Origin of the sequence: Bradyrhizobium sp. 2TAF36 (assembly GCF_052114925.1) — a bacterium.
GTDB classification, from domain to species: domain Bacteria; phylum Pseudomonadota; class Alphaproteobacteria; order Rhizobiales; family Xanthobacteraceae; genus Bradyrhizobium; species Bradyrhizobium barranii.
This window is the reverse complement of sequence record NZ_JBFRFR010000110.1, coordinates 1-19,618: the sequence shown is the minus strand read 5'-3', so window position 1 is coordinate 19,618 and position 19,618 is coordinate 1. Positions and strand designations below refer to the sequence as shown.

The following is a 19,618-nucleotide window of genomic DNA, read 5'->3' as shown; positions in this document are numbered from 1 at the left end:
AGCACCGCGCGCTTCTCCTTCATCCGCTTGGAATGGTTGTAGACCTTGCCGGTGACGGTCGGCACGACGACCTCGGCCTTCTTGCTCGCGGCGTGGTCGAGACATTTCGCGATCCACGCATCATCGAAGCCGAGGTCGCCGGCCAAGGTCGCCGCCGTCCGACGCAGGTCGTGCGGCGTGAACGGCTTGAGGCCGAGCAGTGCGCAGATGCCGGGCGTCCTCATCTTGCCCTTGCGCTTGTCGCCGCGCAGCGCGTCCGCCATCGCCTTCCGATGGAGCGGCTTATCGCCGAGAGGGGAGGCGAAGACGTATTGCTTGTTCGATCCCCGCAAGGCTTCCTTGAGGATCTCGACCGCCAGATCGGACAGTGGCTGCTGGATCACCCGCCGCTTCTTGACCCGCTTGAGGGGCACGTCAAAACGCGGGTAGTCGCCGCCGAGGTCAAACAGCTCATTCCGGCGCGCGCCGAGCAACTCGCGTGACCGCAGCATGGTGACCAGCTCGAACTTGAGCGCGAGGCGCGTCCGGCGGTCATAGGGGAGGTCGTTGCGGTCCAGTCCATGCCAGAACGTCCTGATCTCGCCCTCGGACAGTACGCGTGTACGGGGATGCTCTGGGTCCAGCTTGGGCAGATTGACGCAGGGGCTGGCAGTTACGTAGTCGCGGCCCGCTTCGGCCGCCCAGTTGAACAGGCCGGAGGCCGCCTTGCGCATGTGGCGCGCGTTGCTGACAGAGGGCTTGCCGAACTTGCCAGCGACAATGTCGTTCGAGAGCGTCGCAATGTCGTGCTTGGTCACCTCCATGGCTAACTTCTTGCCGAGGCGGGGGCGGATGAAGCGGTCGAGGTGGCTCGCGGTGTTCTCCCAGCTTTCCAGCCGGGGGCGCATCTCGCCGTCGGGCTTCTTGACCGGCGTCTTCATCCAAGTGATTCGCTCGTCGACGATTTCGGCGACGGTCTTGCCACGCTTGGCTTTCGTGGCTTTCTGGTCGCGAAAAGTCTCGGCGAGTGCCTCGCCCCCCATACCCTTGAGGCCGTAGACCCTGCTGCGGGCGTCCTCGACCGTGAAGGTCTCGGGATTGTAGACGCCCAGCCACCCGGTGCGCTGCTTGCCGGTCTGGCGGTCGGTGAACTTGAATGAGAAGGTCGCGACGCCGGCCATGGTGATGCTGGCGTACAGGCCAGGGCATTTGCGGTCGTAGAGTTTGGTCCTCTTGGCGACCCGCTTTTCGCACATGCGATCGGTCAGAATGGCGCTGCTATTGCGGCCGCGCTTGCCGGCGGGGGAGGGGACAGTGCTATTCTTCATGTGGTTTCGGCTCCTAAGGCTTGGACCAAAGGGCTCGGCTTGGGGACTTTCAGTTTGTCGTGCGGACGCTGAAAGGCTTAGGGCCGGGCCCTTATTTTGGTGAAGCCCGCTGAAACAGCCCGCGTCAGGCTAATCAAAAAGCACTTCTTTTAAAGGGTTTTCTTAGTTTCGGCCTGTTTCACCGAATGCCAAAATATAGACGTGTGGTCCTGGCCGTCGTTGCTACGGTCAAGTGCTTTGCGAATGCGGCAGTCGCGTCAACCGGCGCGCTGTCGGCGACTTTCGCAGGCGTGAGGGAGGCCAGAGGGAATTCGGCTCCCGGGAGAGCACGGCATAAGCCGTCCGACCACTGCGCAGGGAAGGCCGAGTGATTGGCACCACCTGTATGCTGCTGTGCGGTTTCCTTGCGCTACCTTTCGCGCAGCGGACCGCGGGTGCGAGGTCTGCACCCGGCGTTCCCTGCGCCCTCTTGGCTTCGAGGGTGGAGAGATCAAGCAAAGCTCGGGCGAGATGCGCCGCGAGGATGCGAAGGCGTGTCTGCGACCAGGCACTCGCTGTCGTCGCCTGGCTTGACCGGGCGATCCAGCATTCCAGAGACGGCTGTGATTGAGCCGAGAGGCCGCGGCGTACTGGATTCCCCGCTTGCCGCCTACGCTAAAGCTTCGGCGGCCCTGGACCTCAGCCCCGGCGAAGCCTTGGCGTAGCCGGGTCGCGGGGAATGACAGTGGTACCTGGAGGACGACGGCGATGCCTCCTACTCCGTCATTGCTTTGCTGCGCTCGCAATGACGTTGCGGAGGGAGTGTGCGCCACTATGTTCCCGTGCCTGGTCAGCGCATCCGGGAGACGAAACGAGTGTTTCAAAGAACGATACCGCTGAGAAACTTTACGCAAGCGCCGGCGATCGCATCCGCCCGAAACTTGCGCGTTCCATCACGTCGCGAACTCCCGCGTCATCCCTGGCTCGCCATGCGCGCGCGGTCGAGATGCCCCTCGATCTTCGGGCGGTCGCGGGTGCGCTCGAAGCTGGTGCAGAGGAGCTCGGTCTCCTCGAGAGAAACCGGGGCGCGGTACAGCCGGCACATGAATTCGGCGCTCGCGCGTCCCTTGCCCGCGCCGGGACTGCGTTCGGCGAGAAACATGCAGTCGCGGCAGATGCTGGCATCGAGCCGCTGATGGGCCGCGTCGAGATGATTGAGGATCTCGCGCAGCGAGTCGCGCAGCCTGACGCATTCGTCGGTGCCGAGAGACGTGACCGCGTTCACCACGTGATTGATCGGGTCGTGCTGGCTCAGGCATTTCTCGCCTTGCGCGGTGACGTGCAGCACGACGGACCGCTTGTCCTCGTGCGACGGCTTTCGCACCAGGAAGGACTTGGCTTCCAGCGTCTTCACGATCTGCGATGCGGTGGCGCGGGTCGCGCCGATGAAGCCGGCCAGCGCGGACGGCGTGCGCGAGAACCTGTTGGCGCGGTGAAGAAAGCGCAGCGCCATCCATTCCCGGTCGCGCAACCCGTGCTGATTGCCTTCGAAATACCAGGCTCTGGCCGCCTGAACCAGCAGCTCGACGGCCTCGCGTGCCAACGGCATAAATTCCTACCTTGCCCCGGATATCACGTCTGCGGCGCCCCGGAGCCGCCTTCCGTCGTTGCGTACCAGTCCTTCGCGAGAAGCCGTACCAACCACAATCGACACATACGCAGGCGCAGGGCCCGCCTCTCGCGCGAAAGCACGGACCGTTCTGCCGCCGATCTCGACAGATGGACCCTGCGAGATACGGCGCGAGAAGCTGTGTCGATGATGGTGTGCCAATCGTGGCGTCGTCGAACGAAAGCCCGAGTTGCCGTCACAGCCGGACGATGGATCGGTATTGTTCAACCGTAGCCCCTGAAGTTCAAGTCACACGCAGACGTTTCTTGTATTCCATCGAAACGATGAATGAGCTTCTCAACAAAATCAAGTAGAGACGCTCCCGAAGACTGGCTGTCGCTCGAAGCGATTGTAACGTTCAAGACAATCTCGTTTGTCAGGACACATCATGGTGATCGCAATACGCAGTGTAACAAGCTACTTGCACGCAAATGTGCGACGGTTTGATTGCACGCCTGCTGCTGTTCGCCGTTGATGCAAATTGATGGAAGCTTGTGCATGACGGTGACGCGCAGCGGCGCGTCATCCACAACTTGTGCGATCCGTCACAGAATCGGCAATGGAACTCGTAGGGATTGCACGCAGCGGTTGTTGTGATAACGACAGCGAGACGGGTTCGCCGGATCGCTTTCGCCTCGGCGGCACGATCTCCACCGAACGGCCGATGCTAGCGCGCGACGGAAAGCGGCAGTCGGCGACGGGTGCGCATGCGCCGGAGGCGCAGCGGCATGCGTGATCGACTGTCGCGATAATGAGCAGGTCGACGACGACGGGCGCGCCGGCCGCGCCCGGCTAGTCGCCCTTGAGCATGTCTCGCAGCTCGCGGAATGGATCGGCGCTCGGCCCTGCCGAGGCGTCCTGCCGCATGGCGCTGTAGATCTTCGGGACCATGTCGACGGCCTGGTCGAGACCCGAATCACGCCCCGTCTGATATCCGCCCATCAGGCGAAGGTCGCGCGTGTCCTCGTATTTGGCGATCATGGTGCGCAGCTTGCTCACCAATTCGCGCTCCTCGGGGTCCCAGACGTTGTGGGCGAGGCGGGAGACCGAGGCCAGAACGTCGACGGCGGGATAGCGCGCCTGGTCGGCGATGTGCCTGGAGAGCACGATGTGGCCGTCGAGGGTGCTGCGGATGGTGTCGGCGATCGGCTCGTTGTGATCGTCACCGTCGACCAGCACGGAGAAAATGCCGGTAATCGTCCCGGATCCCTCCTCGCCAGGGCCGGCGCGCTCCAGCAGGCGGGGCAGGTCGGTGAAGACCGTCGGTGCGTAACCGCGTGCGACCGCAGGCTCGCCAGCGGCGAGGGCGACCTCGCGGGCGGCATGGGCAAAACGGGTGATCGAATCGACCACCAGCAGGACCGATTCGCCCCGGTCGCGGAAATATTCGGCGACCGCCATGGCGGTCTTCGGTGCCAGCCGCCGCATCATCGGGCTTTCATCTCCCGTCGATACGATGGTGATGGCGCGGCTGCGGTTGGCGCCGAGCACGTCCTCGATGAATTCGCGCACCTCGCGGCCGCGTTCGCCGACGAGCGCCAGCACGACGGTGTCAAAGCCCTGGCTGCGGGCCAGCATCGCCAGCAGCGTCGATTTGCCGACACCGGAGCCGGCAAAGATGCCGACGCGCTGGCCGGCGCAGATTGGGGCGAACAGGTCGATGACGCGCACGCCGGTGTGCAGCGGCTTGTGGACGCGCGCCCGCTTCATGGCCGCCGGCGCCTCGGCTTCCGCCGAGACGGTGCGCGACCCCGGGGTGAGGGGACCTTGTCCGTCGAGCGGCGCGCCGAGCGCGTTGATGACGCGGCCCTTCCAGCTCGGATCGGGCGCGAAGGACAGTGGCGGCATCCGGTAGGCGACCGAGCCGAGGCCGCCGGCGAACTGCCGGTCGAACGGCTTGGCGATGATGCCCTCGCTGTCGATCCGCACCACCTCGCCGATCTGGGGCTTGCCGCCGGAGTTGACGCCGATCAGTTCACCAAGCCTGACGAAGCGCGACAGGCCGGAGACGCGGAAATGCGTCGGAGCGATCTCGGAGATCGCGCCGCTGACGCTGGCCAGGGGAGTGCTCTGCTGAAGCTCCAGCAGCGCCCACTCGAGTTGCCGAAGAGCGTTCAAGGAAACCGTCCACCCTCAATGCGCATGCAGCGCAGTCTATTTGCCCGGCTCGCCCAGCGTCCGGATTGCGTTCTGGAGCGAGCTTTCGGTGCCCTCGATCATCGAATTGGTGCCGTCGAAGGCGCGCGAAGCCGCGATCAGCTTCGTCAATTCCATCATCGGATTGGCGCTGGAGCCCTCGACATAGCCCTGCTTGAAGCCGTCGCGGGAGAAATCGGCGATGGCGGTCGCGGGCCGGTCCGGCGTGACGCCGGAATTGCCGTAGCGCTCGAGATTGGCATCGGCGGGAATGTTGAACAGGCCGATGGAGCCGATCTCGTTGTTGTCCTGGGTGATCGCGCCGCTGCGGGCGATCGCGATCGGTCCGCCGTTCGGGTCGAGCGTGATCTGCGCGCCGCCGGCATCGATCACGGGGAAGCCGGACACGGTCTGAAGATCGCCGTTGGGGGCGAGCTGGAGGCGGCCGTCGCGCGTATAGACCGTGCCGTTCGGGCCGGCGAAGGCGATCCAGCCCTGTCCGACCACGGCGACGTCGAGCGGGTTTCCGCTCTCGGTGATGCTGCCCATCTCGCGCGAGATGATGTTGTCGCCGGGCGAGGAGAAGGCGACCGGGTTCGCGCCGGCCTTCGACAGCACGGTCTCGAACTTCACGACGTCGGTGCGGAATGCCGCCGTGTTGACGTTGGCGACGTTGTTGGCGATCGTCTGGAGGCGCTTTTCGAGGGCGACCTGCGCCGACAATCCCACATAGAGGGCCGATTGCATGACTTACTTTCCGAACCGGATGGACTGAAGCTTCGTGAGCATGTCGGTATCCAGGCCGGCCATCGACGACGCGCCGCCGATCAGGACCAGCGCGGAGTTGGTCGAGTTGCCATTGTTGATGTCGTTCTGGGCCTGGGTCGCATCCCACATCGCGGCGAAGCGCTGCACGAACTTGGTGACCTTGGCCGGGTCCTGGAAATCGGTGAGGTCGATCTTGCTCGTGATCAGCTTGGCCTGGGCGTCGATGTCTGCCGCGCTGATGGTCGACGGCAGCCCGAGCGCGGTCTGGACCACCTGCGTCATCGCCTTGTCGGCGAGGATCTGGTAGGAAGTGCTGATGGTGGAGGCCTTGCGGGTGAAATAGAGCGCCAGCCGCAGACCCTCGTTCTGGTCGCCGGCCTTCTCCTCCATCGTCTGCGTGACGTATTGGGTCGCCGTACCGGTCGTGGCGGCGGCGGTCTGGGTCGCTTTGTCGCCGAGGGCGGCGAAATTGAAGGCGGCGGCGAACTGCCGGTAGCGGGTGTCGGTCAGCTTGTTGGCGAAGCTCTTGGAGTCGGAGACACCCTCGGTCAGCACCTTGCGCATGAACGCCTTGGCATAGGTCATGTCGCTGAGACCAAAGGCCTTCATCGCATAGGAGTAGAGGCGATAGTCCTTCAGGAAGTCGTCGATCGTCTTCACATTGCCGATATGGCTGAGAAAATAATCGGTGTCGCGGCTGACGTCCGGCTGGGCCGCGACCTGTGTCAGCGATTTGCCCATATCCTTGGTCAGTCTGGTGTAGTCCGCGATCGTGGATAGCATGGCACGCGCCCCTCTGGCCGCCGTTGCGACTTCGTCTCAAGCTGCCGCCAATTGCTTGCGCGGGGCTGGCGACCACGAAGCCAGCCTCGCGCAAGCGTCGCCGACTAGATATTCCCGATGGGATCGGCGATGGAGTGGCGCGTTGCTCAGTTTCGTGGGGATTTTCATCACGGTAGCGGCACTGCTCGGCGGATTTGCCGCCATGGGCGGGCATCTGGCCGTGCTCATGCAGCCGTGGGAATTCGTGATCATCCTGGGCACCGCGATCGGCACCTTCATCGTCGCCAATCCGTGGAAAACGGTCGTTGATACCGGCGTGGCCTGCATGCAGGCCATCACCGGCGCGGTGCCGAGTGAGCGCTATTACCTCGATCTGCTCGGAGCGCTCCATGCCCTGATGCGGGAGCTGCGGGGCAAGGGCCGCAACGAGGTCGAGGCGCATATCGACGATCCCGCGTCCTCGGAGATCTTCAAGGCGTTCCCGAGCGTCCTTGGGGACCCGCCGTTGCTGCAGTTCATCTGCGACTATGTCCGCCTCATCATCATGGGCAATGCGCGCACGCACGAGATCGAAGCGCTGATGGACGAAGAGATCCACACCATCGTGAAGGCCAAGCTGGCGCCCTACAATTCGATGGTGGTCGTGTCCGAGGCGCTGCCGGCGCTCGGCATCGTCGCCGCCGTGCTCGGCGTCATCAAGGCCATGGGCGCGCTCGACCAGTCGCCGAAGCTCCTTGGCGGCTTCATCGGCGCGGCGCTCGTCGGCACCTTCGCCGGCATCTTCCTGTCCTACGGCGTCCTCTCGCCCTTCGCGATCAAGATCAAGATGACGCGAGAGAAGCGCTGCCGGCCCTACATCATCGTCAAGCAGACGCTTCTGGCGTTCATGAACGGCGCCATGCCGCAGATCGCCGTCGAGCACGGTCGCAAGATGATCGCGAGCGGCGAACGGCCGTCGATCGACGTGGTCGAGAACGAGACGATCGCGGGTCCCAAGGCCGTCGCGACCGAGGCTGAACCGAAGGCTGCCCGCGCATGATGACGGAAGACCTCGACGTCGATCAGCGGAAGCAGCTGCCGAACTACCTGCTGGACGCCGCCGGCATATCGATCGAGCGCATGCCGATGCTCAATGTGATCTTCGATCGCATGGCGGCATCGTGCACCGACAGCCTGCAGCCGATGGCGGGAACGCCGTGCTACTTCTCCGTCAACGGCATCACCAACGACCCGCTCGGCGACATCATCAAGGATTACGAGGGCAACGCGGTTGCCGCCGTGCTCTATGCCGAGCAGTGGGACTCGCGCGTCATCATCATGCTGGATCGCGACTTCGTGTTCACGATGGTCGAGGCGATGTTCGGCTCCGACGGCGCCGAACCGCCGCTCGACGTCGAACGCACCTTCTCGAACATCGAGATCCGGCTGGTCCAGGCGCTGTTTGAGCGGTTCGCCAAGGCGCTGCAGGGCGCCTTCGCCGGCACCTCCAATGTCACCTTCCGTGTCGAGCGAGTCGAGACGGCGATGGCGTCGCTCGCGATTGGGCGCGCCAGCAATATGTCGATCTGCGCGAACATGATGGTGCAGGCGCTCTATCGCGGCGGCCAGATGTTCCTGATCATTCCGCACTCCGCGCTCAATCCGCTCAGGCAGAAGCTCGCCCACGTCGTCGTCAGCGACGGCCGCGCGGCTGATCCGCGCTGGCGCGAGCAGATGGAGAGCGAGGTTCACCGTACCGAAGTGACGCTGAGCGCGGTGCTCGACGAGAAGATGATTTCCCTCGAGGACGTCGTGCAATTCAAGGTGGGGCAGGTTCTGGAGCTCGAGGCCACGCCGCGCACGCTGGCCCGGCTCGAGAGCAACAACCAGGTGCTGTTCTGGTGTCAGATCGGCCAGCTCGATGGCTATTACGCCATGCAGGTGGCGGATCCCGTCGATCAGAAGCGGGAGTTCGTCGATGATATCCTATCTCGTTGATGCCGTGCTGCTGATCGCGCTGGCCTTCACCAGCATGAGGGTGACCCGGATGCACCGCGAACTGGCGCGGCTGCGCAGTTACCAGGGCGAGTTCTCGACCATCGTCCACGAGACGGCGGGCGCCTTCGACACCGTCATCACCGCCGCGCATGATTCCACCGCAAATCTCGGCCGGCTCGCCAATGTGCTGAGCACGAAGATAGATCAGGCCCACGAGGCGATCGCGGCGCTCGACGCGCGGAGCGGGCTCCAACCGGCCTCAACCGTGAGCGGCGCCGAGGCGAACAAGCATTGAATTCGGGACTTGCAGAACACGTGCGATCGGACCGTCGCGGCGCTCCGGGAGCGGAAATACCAAGAGGCGATACCAAATGGCGCAATCTTTCGAATATGAGTCTGCATCGGCATCGGGAGAGACCGATGCGTCTCCGCTGGAGCGGCTGGCGGAGATCGCCGCGCGCACGGCGGAGGAAACCGGCAAATTCGCCAATGTCGATGCCATCCTGCGCATTCCTGTCACGATGCAGGTGGTGCTGGGATCAGCGACCATTCCCGTCGCGAATCTGATGAAACTCGGCCGCGGCGCGGTGGTTCCGCTCGATCACCGCGTCGGCGAGCCCGTCGACGTCGTGGTCAACGGCCGCGTCGTTGCCCGCGGCGAAGTGGTTGTCGTCGAAGAGGACAATTCCCGCTTCGGCGTCTCGCTCACCGAGATCGTCGGACCGCTGGGGCAGGGTGATACCTGATCATGGCGGCACAGGTCGGCGTCGCTCCTATCAAGCAGCGAGGCGTTGCCACGCTGGGCGGAACGGAAAAGGTCGCGGCACTCCTGCTGGCCATGGGCCGGCAGGCGGCCGCGAGCGTGCTCTCGCAGTTCGAGCCGCAGGATATTCGCATCGTCACCAAGGCCGCGGCCGAGCTGCGGCCGATCACCGCGCAGGAGCTCGAGTCGATCGTCGAGGAGTTCGCCCAGCAATTCTCGATGGGCGCCAACATTCTCGGCACCATCGGCGGTCTCGAAGCCGTGCTCGGCGATGTGCTGCCGGCCGACCAGGTCTCGGCAATCATGTCGGACCTGCTCGGCAATTCGAGCCGGTCGGTGTGGGACCGCGTCTCGTCGGTGTCGGAAAACTCGCTGGCGACGTACCTCTCCAAGGAGCATCCGCAAACCGCGGCGCTGATCCTGTCCAAGGTCAAGCCGTCCTGCGCCGCCAAGGTGATGAGCCAGCTGCCGTCGAGCCTGCGCAATGAACTGATGCGGCGCGTCCTCAGCCTCAAGCCGATCGTCGACGACGCCATGAAAGTCCTCGAGAAGACCTTGCACGAGGACCTGACGCTCAATTTCGCTCGCAACCTCGGCGCCGACACCTACGCGCGCGTTGCGGACATCATCAACAAGATGGAGCGCGGCCATATCGAGGACATGCTGAAGAGCTTGTCGGAGAAGCGTCCGAAGTCGGCCGAAGTTCTGAAGGAATTGCTGTTCACCTTCGACGACGTGGTCAATTTGACCCCGAAGGCGCGCACCATGATCTTCGACCAGGTGCCGACCGATCGCATCGTTATCGCGCTGAAGGGCACCGACAAGCATTTTCGCGAACTCATCCTGTCCTCGGTTGCCTCGCGTGTCCGCCGCGTCGTCGAGCACGAACTCGCCATCGGCGAGCCGTCGAACCAGCGCGACGTGCTGGAGGCGCGCCGCGTCATCACCGACCTTGCACTCGACCTGGCGGAAAAGGGCGAAATCGAGCTCAACCCCGAGCAGGAGGATGAGCTGGTCTTCCGCTGACCGCTGAACGGGCATGGCAGAAACATCCGATCAGGAGAGCAAGACAGAAGAGCCGACCGAGAAAAAAGTCCGCGATTCGCTCGAACAGGGCAAAATCCCGGTCTCTCGGGAGGCTTCTATCTTTGCCTCGATGGCCGCGCTGATGGTGATCCAGGCGTTCCTGATCGGCCAGGGCGTACAGCAATTGACGCCGACGCTGAAGAGCCTGCTTGACGATCCCGAAGGCTTCCCTCTCAGCAACGGCGCGGACGCGCGCAACCTGCTCACGGTGGTGGGCCTCGAGGCGTTGCGATTCCTGGTGCCGCTGGTCGTCACCCTGGCGGTGTTCGGCCTCGCCGCATCGTTGCTGCAGAATGCGCCGCGCCTGGTGCTGGAGCGGATCAAGCCGCAGCTGTCGCGAATCTCCCCGATCAGCGGCTGGAGCCGGCTGTTCGGAACGCAGGGCCTCGTCGAATTCGCCAAGTCGCTGTTCAAGCTCGTCTCGGTGACGGTCGTCGTCGTGTTCGTGCTGCGCTCGTCCGAAGCCAGGGCGTTCGAGGCGATGTATACGGATCCGGTCGCGCTGCCGGAGATGATTCTCAACATCGCGATGCGGATCGTCTCGGCGATCTGCATCGCCACCATCGTCCTGGTCGCGATCGATCTCGCCTGGGCGCGCTTCCACTGGCGGCGCGAGCTGCGCATGACCAAGCAGGAGATCAAGGACGAGCACAAGCAGGCGGAGGGCGATCCACTGATCAAGGCGCGCCTGCGCTCGCTGGCGCGCGACCGCTCGCGCCAACGCATGATCGCGTCCGCCTCGCGTGCGACGCTGGTGATCGCCAACCCGACGCACTTCGCGATCGCCCTGCGCTACAAGCGCGAGGAAAACGCAGCGCCCATGGTGGTCGCCAAGGGCATGGACGTGATCGCGCTCAAGATCCGCGAAGTCGCGGAGCAGAACCGGATCCCGGTGATCGAGAACAAGGCGCTGGCGCGCGCGCTCTATGAGGCGGTTCAGGTCGACCAGGTGATTCCGGCGGAATTCTTCCGGCCGGTCGCCGAGATCATCTACTTCCTGCAGTCCAAGCAGGCGCCGCGGACCGAGAAGGTTCAGTAGATTTCCGAGCATAGCGTCGGCTGCATCAGCTTGACGAAAGCTTGCGGCCCTAAACTTAATCTTAAGAAATCAGCATGGGGCCGTCGTGGGACCGCTTTATCTCTTCGAACTCGCATCGTCGCAGGCGCGGTACCTCGAGCTTCGCCAGTCGACCATTGCGACCAACGTCGCCAACGCCAATACGCCGGGCTTCAAGGCGCGCGACGTCGAGCCCTTCAACAAGGTGCTCGACGCCACGCCGGTCAGGCTCGCGACGACGTCGCCCTCGCACATGCAATTGTCCGCGGCCGAGACCGATACGCGGAAGACCGCGAAGAAGGACAGCTGGGAAGTGGTTCATTCCGGCAACTCCGTCAGCCTCGAGCAGGAAATGATCAAGGGCAGCGACGTCAGTCGCGACTACTCGATGAACTCGGCGGTCGTGCGGTCGTTCCACCGCATGCTGCTGTCGAGCGCGAAGAGCTGAGGTGAATTGACGTGCTGGACTCACTGCAAGCGTCATTGACGGTCGCGAGCTCCGGGCTCGAAGCGCAGTCGACCCGCATGCGCATCGTTTCGGAAAACCTTGCCAATGCGACCTCGACGGGACGCACGGCCGGCGCCGATCCGTATCAGCGCAAGACCATCACCTTCGATGCCGCCATGGACCGCGCCTCGGGCGCGCAGCTTGCGAAGGTCAAGGAGATCGGGGTCGACACCACGCCGTACCGCGTGGAGTACGAGCCGGGACATCCCGCCGCCGACAAGGCCGGTTACGTCAAGCTGCCGAACGTCAACATGATGATCGAGATGGCCGACATGCGGGAAGTCAACCGGTCCTATGAAGCCAATCTCCAGGTCGTGAAACAGGTGCGGTCGATGCTGGGCATGACCATCGACCTGCTGAGGAGCTGACAATGCTTGAGGCAATTTCATCCACCGCGAGTTCCGCCGGGCAAGCGGCGAGCCGCGCGACCGAGACGCAGGCCATCGCGCCGGCGGCGCCGACCGCCATTCAGTCCACCGACGATGTCGGATTCGAATCGGTGTTGAAGCAGGTGACGACGGACGCGATCGGGACGCTGAAGGCGGGCGAAGCGGCGTCGATCTCGGCGATGCAGGGCAAGGAATCGACCCGGAAGGTCGTGGAGGCGCTGATGTCGGCCGAGCAGGCCTTGCAGACCGCGGTCGCGGTTCGCGACAAGGTCGTGCAGGCCTACCAAGAAGTCGTCCGGATGTCGATTTGATCTGAGGGAATGAAGCTGTGAAATCGCTCGCCATTGCGGCCACGGGCATGAACGCCCAGCAGACCAACATCGAAGTCATCGCGAACAACATCGCCAACATCAATTCGACGTCGTACAAGCGTGCGCGAGCGGAATTCACCGATCTGTTCTACCAGATGGACCGCATGCAGGGCGTCGCGAACGTCAATGGCTCCTCGCCCATCCCGGAAGGCTCCAATCTCGGCCTCGGCGTCAAGTCGACGGCCATCCGCAAGCTGCACATCCAGGGCGCGCTCACGCAGACCGGCAACCCCTACGACCTCGCGATCAACGGTCGCGGCTGGTTTCAGGTGCTCGGCCCGAACAACGAGGTGCAATACACTCGCGCCGGCTCGTTCAGCCCCAACGCCAACGGCCAGCTCGTCACCACCGACGGCTATCTGCTGGATCCCGCAATCACGATACCGCAGGGAACGGTTCAGGTCGTCGTCAACCAGACCGGACAGGTGTTTGCCAAGCTGGATACGGAAGTGAACCCGCGGCAGATCGGCCAGCTCAACCTCGCCAATTTCGCCAACGAAGCGGGCCTCGAGCCGCTCGGCAGCAACCTCTATCGCGAGACCACGGCGTCCGGCACGCCGGTTGTCGGGCTGCCGGGCGATTCCGGATACGGCAAGATCAATCAGCAATATCTCGAAGCCTCGAACGTCGACCCGGTCAAGGAAATCACCGAGTTGATCTCGGCGCAGCGCGCCTATGAAATGAACGCCAAGGTCATCCAGGCCTCGGATGAAATGGCCCAGACGGTCTCGAAGGGCATGCGCTAGTTCCGGTGTTCTCGATGTCGAACAGGGTGGGCTTGATGGTGCGCGGGTTGGCCGCCGTGCTGCTGGTTCTCGTCTTGGCGCGCGTCGCCGCGGCCGAGGAGAAGCGGCTTCCCGTGCCGGCCGTGTCGATCCGCGCCGGCGAGCTGATCCGGGACGACATGATCACGGAACGCGCCTTCGCGCCGAATGTGCTCGGCGTTGCCATGTTCATCGAAGGACGCCAGATCCTGGTCGGACGCATGGCGCGGCGCGCGCTGCTGCCGGGCCAGCCGATTCCGACCAATTCGGTGGAGGATCCCTGGACGATCGCCCGCGGCGCCATGGTCAAGGTCGTGGTGGAAGACAGCGGCCTGTCGATCGTCACTTACGGCGCGGCGATGCAGTCGGGTGCGACCGGCGCGCTCATCCCGGTACGAAACACCGACACCGGCGTGATCATCAGAGGCGTCGTCCAGCCGGACGGCACCGTCAAGGTCGTGGATGGATCATGACCAGATTCCTGCTTGCGCTCGTCCTGCTCGTTTCCGCCGCCAGCGCCCAGGCGGCCGTCCGCATCAAGGACATCGCGGACATCAAGGGATTGCGCGAAAACCAGATCGTCGGTTACGGCCTCGTCATCGGCTTGAACGGCACCGGCGACACGCTCCGCAACGCTCCGTTCACGGAGCAGTCCCTGCAATCGATGCTCGAGAATATGGGCATCAACGTCAGGAACGAGACCACGAGCACCAACAATCCCCCGCGTCCGACGACGCTGCGCACACGCAACGTCGCAGCCGTCATGGTGACCGCGGATTTGGCGCCCTCGATCGGGGCGGGTGAGCGCATGGACGTGACCGTATCGTCGCTCGGCGATGCGACCTCGCTGCTCGGCGGCACGCTGGTGATGACGTCGCTGCGGGCGGCGGACGGCGCGGTCTATGCGGTGGCGCAAGGCGCGGTCACGGTCGCCGGTTACAGTGTGGGAGGGCAGGCGCAGAACGTCAGCCAGGGCACGCCGACGGCGGGCCGCATCCCGAACGGTGCGCTGGTCGAGCGCGAGGTGCAGGGAAGCCTCCACGAGATGGAGTTCCTGGTGCTGGAGCTCAAGAACCCTGATTTCGTCACCGCGACACGCATTCTCGACGCCATCAACGGTTACGCCGGTGGCCGCTACCGCGCGCAGATCGCCTTCGAGCGCGACTACCGCACCATCGTGCTGTCGAAGCCGCGCCATATCGGCCCCGTCCGCTTCCTCGCCGAAATCGGCGAGCTGACGGTCGAGCCGGACACGCCGGCGCGCGTGGTGATCAACGAGCGGACCGGTACGGTGGTGATCGGGCGCGACGTGCGCATATCGACCGTCGCCGTGACGCATGGCAACCTGACGGTTCGTGTCACCGAGCTTCCCGTGGTGTCGCAGCCGGCGCCGTTCTCGCGAGGGCAGACCGTGGTCGTTCCCCAGACCGTGGTCGAGGCCAACGAGGCCGGATCGCAGGTGGCGATCCTGAGCGGCGTCGACCTCCAGCGCCTGGTGCGCGGGCTGAACCAGATCGGCCTGAAGCCGTCGGGCATCATCGCGATCCTCCAGGCGATCAAAACGGCCGGCGCGCTCCAGGCCGACGTCATCGTGCAATGATGCACAAGCGTCGTGCAAGCTTGGTCGCTCAATGCTCAGGTCTCGACCGAGAATCGCACGCGGCCCGATGCTGAAACTGGATCACAAAGCCAAACTCCTCCTCCTGGTCGCGGCCTGCGCGTTCGGATGCGCTTCGCCCGTTCTGGCGCTGGATGAGGCCAAGCCGTCGAAGCCGCTCAACCTGCTGTCCTTCGCGCGTGCACGCGCGGCCGGACCGCAGAAGCCGTATCCGGCGGCCTCGTCGATACCGGGCGACAATGCGTTGTTCCGGGCGACGGCGTGGGCCGCCGAAGATTCCGGACCTGCGATCACGGGGGCCGTGCCGGCTCCCGAGAAGCCTGCGCCGGCGCCCGCAGTCGCGCCCGTGCGCCCGGCCAAGCCGGGCAGCGTCACGGCGCCGCCGAAGCCCGCACCGGCACAGGCTGCGGTACCTGCGGACAATGAGGTCGCCCTGTTCTGCAGCAATGTCGCCGATCCCGCCGTCGATGCACGGTTGGCCTGGCAGCTCAGGGAGCTGGAGAAGGCCGAGACCCAGCTCCGGGAGCGGATCGCCGAGGTCGAGGCCAAGCGCGCCGAATACGAGAAGTGGATGGCGCTGCGTGACGACTTCCTGAAGAAGGCCGAAGCGAGCGTCGTCGAGATCTATTCGCGCATGAAGCCGGATGCCGCGGCGACCCAGATCGCCGGGATGGCGGACGAGACCGCCGCCGCCGTGCTTGCAAAACTCAGTCCGAGGAGCTCGAGCGCGATCTTCAACGAGATGGAGACGGCACGCGCGGCGCACCTTGCCGATCTGCTCGGCGGAATGCGTCGCGTGGATGACGGAAAGACCAAATAGATGAAGAATCTGATCCTCATCCTGCTGCTCCTGATGCTGACCGGGTGCATCGGCGATCCCGCGGAAGTGCTGACCGGTCCGCGACTGTCGCCGGTCGGCACCGGCCTGAGGACACAGGCCGATCCGATTCCGGTGACGCCCCGCATGCGTACGCCCGTCAGCTATCGCTCGACCTGGGACGACGGCACGGATCTCTATCGCGATCCCCGTGCCCGGCGCACCGGCGACGTCGTGACCGTCATCATCTCGATGCAGGACAAGGCCAAGCTCGACAACAAGACCGATCGTTCGCGCGATTCGCAAATCAAGTTCGGGCTGGATTGGCTGATGGACGTCGCCGGATGGCAGGACAAGGGCTCGACCAGCGCCAATCTGAACACCAACACCCAGATCAAGGGGAACGGTCAGATCGATCGTACCGAAGACATCAAGCTGTCGATTGCCGCCATCGTCACCGACGTGTTGCCCAACGGCAATATGATGATCAGCGGCTCGCAGGAGTTCAAGGTCAATACCGAGATGCGCGTGCTCAACGTCGGCGGCATCGTGCGTCCGCGCGATATCTCGCGCACCAACACGATCTCCTACGAGAAGATCGCCGAGGCACGCGTGGCCTATGGCGGTCGCGGAAATCTGTCTGACGTGCAGCAGCCTGGATGGGGACATCGGATCTATGACGCCGTGGCACCATTCTGAGAATCGCGCCGACCGCGCCGCGCCGCGAGGGCAGGGGACGTGATGCGCCTGATTGCGGCCATTGTGGTGCTGACCCTGATCGCGATCGGTGCGGGCGCGGTTGCAGGCCTACATCTGTTCGCGGCCGCGGAGCGCGTCGCCGACGCAAAGAAGACCGCCACGCCGCCGCCCCTTGCCACGAGCTACGCCGGCAGCGCACGGCTGAGAAAGCTGTCCCCGATCGTGACCAATCTCGCCGCGCCGGCCAACAACTGGGCCCGTGTCGAAGCCTCCATGGTGACCGATAGCATGAGCGACGAGGATGCCGGCATCCTGGCCGCCCATATCAGCGAGGACATCGTGACCTATCTGCGGTCGGCATCGGTTGGCCAGTTCGAGGGATCGCGCGGGCTTCAGCATCTGCGCGACGACCTGACAGAGCGCGCCAATATCCGCTCGTCGGGCAAGATCCGCGAATTGATCATTGAGACCTTGGTGATTCAGTGAGAGTGAGAGTCCTGCTGCTCGCGTTGGTTCTGGTCGTGCTGCCCGAGGTGGCGCTGGCCCAGATTCCGGACCTCAACTCGCTGCTGCCGCCGGGCAACGGCTCGACCAGCGGCCGCATCATCCAGTTGATGGCGGTGATCACGGTGATGTCGGTGGCGCCGGGGCTGCTGATCATGGTGACGAGCTTCACGCGATTTGCGGTGGCGCTGTCGTTCCTGCGCTCCGGTCTCGGCCTTCAGACCACGCCGGCCAATCTGGTGCTGATCAGCCTCGCACTGTTCATGACCTTCTACGTGATGGCGCCGACCTTCGACCGCGCCTGGGAAACCGGCGTCCAGCCGCTGATGAAGAACGAGATCTCGGAGGAAGAGGCCTATCTGAAGATCACCGATCCGTTCCGCGAGTTCATGCTGGCCCATGTCCGTGACAAGGATCTCCAGACCTTCGAGGCACTCGCCGCGGAGAGCTTTCGCAAGAAGTTCGACGACAAGCGCATCGACATGCGCGTCATCATTCCGGCCTTCATGATCTCCGAGCTCAGGCGCTCGTTCGAGATCGGCTTCCTCATCATCCTGCCGTTCCTCGTCATCGACATGATCGTGGCGACGCTGACCATGTCGATGGGCATGATGATGATGCCCCCGACGATCATCGCGCTGCCGTTCAAGATGCTGTTCTTCGTGTTGATCGACGGCTGGAACCTGCTGGCCTCCGGACTGGTGCGGTCGTTCTCGTAGCTACCGCGATCGCCGGCCGGTTATGGTTAGCGAAAAGTGCCGGTCTATGGTTAGCAGAGGGTAATGTTAACTATATGATATTACAGCGAAATTCAAGCCGATCTTAATCTCGGCGCAAGATTCGACGTGCTAGCAATGCGGCACGGCGGGTTGGACCCCACCCACATCAGTCCAAAGGCATGATGCCGCCCCTCCGTACCGGTGAAAGCCCGGTATGTCCCCTCGTGAAAATGTAACGCGTACATCAAAGGGACATTCGCAATGTCAAGCCTGCTTACGAACTCGACCGCCATGACCGCGCTCCAGACCCTGCGGTCTGTCAGCTCGCAACTCTCCACCACGCAGAACCGGATCTCGACCGGCCAGCGCGTGGCCACCGCCTCCGACAACGCCGCCTACTGGTCGATCGCGACGTCGATGCGCGCCGACAACGCCGCGCTCTCCGCCGTCTCCGACTCGCTGGGTCTGTCGGCTGCGACGGTCGACACCGAATATACCGCTCTGACCACGGTTATCGGCAACAAGGACTCCGGCCTGACCAAGCTGCAGGCGCTGCTGGTCGAAGCCAAGACCGCTGGTATCGACCGCACCAAGATCCAGGCGGACGTCACCCAGATCCAGCAGCAGATGAAGGCGACAGCCAATGCGGCGACCTTCAACGGCGTGAACTGGCTGAGCACGACCGCCACCACCCCGGCGACCGTGAACCTGGTGTCGTCGTTCTCCCGCGTCGGCAGCACGCCGACCACGGGCTCGATCACCCTGACCACCGCCAACTACTCGCTCTACACCGCGACCCAGGGCGGCTTCCTGGACAAGGTGAGCGGCGCGGCGTCGATCGACACGCTCAGCATCTCCGCGCTGACCGACTCCGCGGCTGACCAGACCACGCTCGACGGCTATATCACGCAGGTCACCGCTGCGATCAACTCGGTGGCTTCGGCCGCCGCCGACCTCGGCGCCGTCAAGACCCGTATCTCGACCAACACGGACTTCGTGAAGTCGCTGATGGACTCGGTCGATCGCGGTATCGGCCAGCTCGTCGACGCCGACATGAACCAGGAGTCCACCCGCCTGGCGGCCCTCCAGGTCCAGCAGCAGCTCGGCGTGCAGGCGCTCTCGATCGCCAACAACAGCAGCCAGAGCATCCTGTCGCTGTTCCGCTAAGCCTTAGACCATCTGGGGAGGGCCGCGCTTCTCGCGAAGCGCGGCCCTTTCGTTTGGTGTGTTGCCGCGCGCACGCCGCAAATTCGGCTGCCCTGTTGCAGTCCGGGCACAGAGCCACAAGCCTCGCACAAGCTTCGCGCGCTATCGTCGCCGCTACGACAGGTTGGGCCTGCTTTTTCGCCGCCCAAAGGCATGACGCCGCCCTGTCGTACCGGTGCAAGCCCGGTATGTCCCCAAAAACAGTTCAATCTTCAAAGGGACATCAAAAATGGGTTCAAGTCTGCTCACCAACTCGTCTGCAATGACTGCGCTGCAGACCCTCCGCAATGTCAGCTCGCAGCTCGCGACCACGCAGAACCGGATCTCGACCGGCCAGCGCGTGGCCACTGCTTCCGACAACGCCGCCTACTGGTCGATCGCGACGTCGATGCGCGCCGACAACGCCGCGCTCTCCGCCGTCTCCGACTCGCTCGGTCTGTCGGCTGCGACCGTCGACACCGAATACACCGCTCTGACCGCGGTTGTCGGCGACAAGAC

General features: G+C 64.1%; 23 protein-coding genes. 18 read left to right on the top strand and 5 right to left on the bottom strand.

What is annotated here, in order from left to right; genetic code table 11:
- The 5 genes from AB4Z51_RS39855 to AB4Z51_RS39835 all read right to left on the bottom strand — a co-directional run.
- On the bottom strand, nucleotides 1-1,307 hold a 1,307-nt coding region (locus tag AB4Z51_RS39855; RefSeq protein WP_441499298.1), incomplete at its 3' end, for a tyrosine-type recombinase/integrase.
- Between the two features lie 952 nt (nucleotides 1,308-2,259).
- Complete coding sequence (locus tag AB4Z51_RS39850; RefSeq protein ID WP_063981291.1) at nucleotides 2,260-2,895, bottom strand: MarR family winged helix-turn-helix transcriptional regulator; 636 nt, start codon at nucleotides 2,893-2,895, stop codon at nucleotides 2,260-2,262.
- 852 nt (nucleotides 2,896-3,747) lie between these two features.
- Nucleotides 3,748-5,073, bottom strand: coding sequence for a flagellar protein export ATPase FliI (gene fliI / locus AB4Z51_RS39845; protein WP_063981292.1), 1,326 nt, complete (start codon nucleotides 5,071-5,073; stop codon nucleotides 3,748-3,750).
- Between the two features lie 36 nt (nucleotides 5,074-5,109).
- The gene (flgF, locus tag AB4Z51_RS39840) at nucleotides 5,110-5,838 is read right to left on the bottom strand and encodes a flagellar basal-body rod protein FlgF (RefSeq protein WP_071909949.1); all 729 of its coding nucleotides are present in this window, start codon (nucleotides 5,836-5,838) and stop codon (nucleotides 5,110-5,112) included.
- 3 nt (nucleotides 5,839-5,841) lie between these two features.
- Complete coding sequence (locus AB4Z51_RS39835) at nucleotides 5,842-6,642, bottom strand: DUF1217 domain-containing protein (protein ID WP_071909951.1); 801 nt, start codon at nucleotides 6,640-6,642, stop codon at nucleotides 5,842-5,844.
- 142 nt (nucleotides 6,643-6,784) lie between these two features.
- On the opposite strand from AB4Z51_RS39835, the gene motA reads away from it, so the two are divergent.
- The 18 genes from motA to AB4Z51_RS39745 form a co-directional block, all read left to right on the top strand.
- Complete coding sequence (motA, locus tag AB4Z51_RS39830) at nucleotides 6,785-7,681, top strand: flagellar motor stator protein MotA (protein WP_063981295.1); 897 nt, start codon at nucleotides 6,785-6,787, stop codon at nucleotides 7,679-7,681.
- Nucleotides 7,678-8,619, top strand: coding sequence for a flagellar motor switch protein FliM (locus AB4Z51_RS39825; RefSeq protein ID WP_028153460.1), 942 nt, complete (start codon nucleotides 7,678-7,680; stop codon nucleotides 8,617-8,619). Before motA ends, AB4Z51_RS39825 begins: the two co-directional genes overlap by 4 nt.
- The gene (locus AB4Z51_RS39820; protein ID WP_063981296.1) at nucleotides 8,600-8,914 is read left to right on the top strand and encodes a hypothetical protein; all 315 of its coding nucleotides are present in this window, start codon (nucleotides 8,600-8,602) and stop codon (nucleotides 8,912-8,914) included. Before AB4Z51_RS39825 ends, AB4Z51_RS39820 begins: the two co-directional genes overlap by 20 nt.
- 76 nt (nucleotides 8,915-8,990) lie before the next feature.
- On the top strand, nucleotides 8,991-9,365 hold the full coding sequence (gene fliN / locus AB4Z51_RS39815; protein ID WP_014492655.1) for a flagellar motor switch protein FliN: 375 nt from the start codon (nucleotides 8,991-8,993) through the stop codon (nucleotides 9,363-9,365).
- 2 nt (nucleotides 9,366-9,367) lie between these two features.
- On the top strand, nucleotides 9,368-10,408 hold the full coding sequence (locus tag AB4Z51_RS39810; protein WP_014492656.1) for a flagellar motor switch protein FliG: 1,041 nt from the start codon (nucleotides 9,368-9,370) through the stop codon (nucleotides 10,406-10,408).
- A gap of 13 nt (nucleotides 10,409-10,421) precedes the next feature.
- On the top strand, nucleotides 10,422-11,507 hold the full coding sequence (gene flhB, locus AB4Z51_RS39805; RefSeq protein ID WP_039153365.1) for a flagellar biosynthesis protein FlhB: 1,086 nt from the start codon (nucleotides 10,422-10,424) through the stop codon (nucleotides 11,505-11,507).
- An 85-nt stretch (nucleotides 11,508-11,592) separates the two neighbouring features.
- On the top strand, nucleotides 11,593-11,973 hold the full coding sequence (flgB, locus tag AB4Z51_RS39800) for a flagellar basal body rod protein FlgB (RefSeq protein ID WP_014492658.1): 381 nt from the start codon (nucleotides 11,593-11,595) through the stop codon (nucleotides 11,971-11,973).
- A gap of 11 nt (nucleotides 11,974-11,984) precedes the next feature.
- Nucleotides 11,985-12,401 carry a flagellar basal body rod protein FlgC gene (gene flgC, locus AB4Z51_RS39795; RefSeq protein ID WP_014492659.1) on the top strand — a complete coding sequence of 139 codons (417 nt, stop codon included), beginning with the start codon at nucleotides 11,985-11,987 and terminating at the stop codon, nucleotides 12,399-12,401.
- 2 nt (nucleotides 12,402-12,403) lie between these two features.
- Nucleotides 12,404-12,733, top strand: coding sequence for a flagellar hook-basal body complex protein FliE (locus tag AB4Z51_RS39790; protein WP_441499297.1), 330 nt, complete (start codon nucleotides 12,404-12,406; stop codon nucleotides 12,731-12,733).
- 17 nt (nucleotides 12,734-12,750) lie between these two features.
- A complete protein-coding gene (flgG, locus tag AB4Z51_RS39785) occupies nucleotides 12,751-13,539 on the top strand; it encodes a flagellar basal-body rod protein FlgG (protein WP_063981298.1) in 789 nt (262 codons plus the stop codon).
- Nucleotides 13,540-13,574: 35 nt separating this feature from the next.
- Complete coding sequence (gene flgA, locus AB4Z51_RS39780; RefSeq protein ID WP_343287552.1) at nucleotides 13,575-14,030, top strand: flagellar basal body P-ring formation chaperone FlgA; 456 nt, start codon at nucleotides 13,575-13,577, stop codon at nucleotides 14,028-14,030.
- Complete coding sequence (gene flgI, locus AB4Z51_RS39775) at nucleotides 14,027-15,157, top strand: flagellar basal body P-ring protein FlgI (RefSeq protein WP_135216095.1); 1,131 nt, start codon at nucleotides 14,027-14,029, stop codon at nucleotides 15,155-15,157. Before flgA ends, flgI begins: the two co-directional genes overlap by 4 nt.
- 67 nt (nucleotides 15,158-15,224) lie before the next feature.
- Nucleotides 15,225-15,995, top strand: a complete 771-nt coding sequence (locus tag AB4Z51_RS39770) for a MotE family protein (protein WP_167768219.1) — start codon at nucleotides 15,225-15,227, stop codon at nucleotides 15,993-15,995.
- Nucleotides 15,996-16,691 (top strand): flagellar basal body L-ring protein FlgH, encoded by a 696-nt coding sequence (gene flgH, locus AB4Z51_RS39765; protein ID WP_135216097.1) that lies wholly within the window; start codon nucleotides 15,996-15,998, stop codon nucleotides 16,689-16,691.
- Nucleotides 16,692-16,733: 42 nt separating this feature from the next.
- Entirely contained in the window at nucleotides 16,734-17,177 is a 444-nt protein-coding gene (locus AB4Z51_RS39760; RefSeq protein WP_014492666.1) for a flagellar basal body-associated FliL family protein, read from the top strand.
- Complete coding sequence (gene fliP / locus AB4Z51_RS39755) at nucleotides 17,174-17,914, top strand: flagellar type III secretion system pore protein FliP (protein ID WP_071909955.1); 741 nt, start codon at nucleotides 17,174-17,176, stop codon at nucleotides 17,912-17,914. Before AB4Z51_RS39760 ends, fliP begins: the two co-directional genes overlap by 4 nt.
- 261 nt (nucleotides 17,915-18,175) lie before the next feature.
- A complete protein-coding gene (locus AB4Z51_RS39750; protein WP_135216098.1) occupies nucleotides 18,176-19,081 on the top strand; it encodes a flagellin N-terminal helical domain-containing protein in 906 nt (301 codons plus the stop codon).
- 268 nt (nucleotides 19,082-19,349) lie between these two features.
- The coding region (locus AB4Z51_RS39745; RefSeq protein WP_441499296.1) for a flagellin N-terminal helical domain-containing protein at nucleotides 19,350-19,618 on the top strand (269 nt) is incomplete at its 3' end.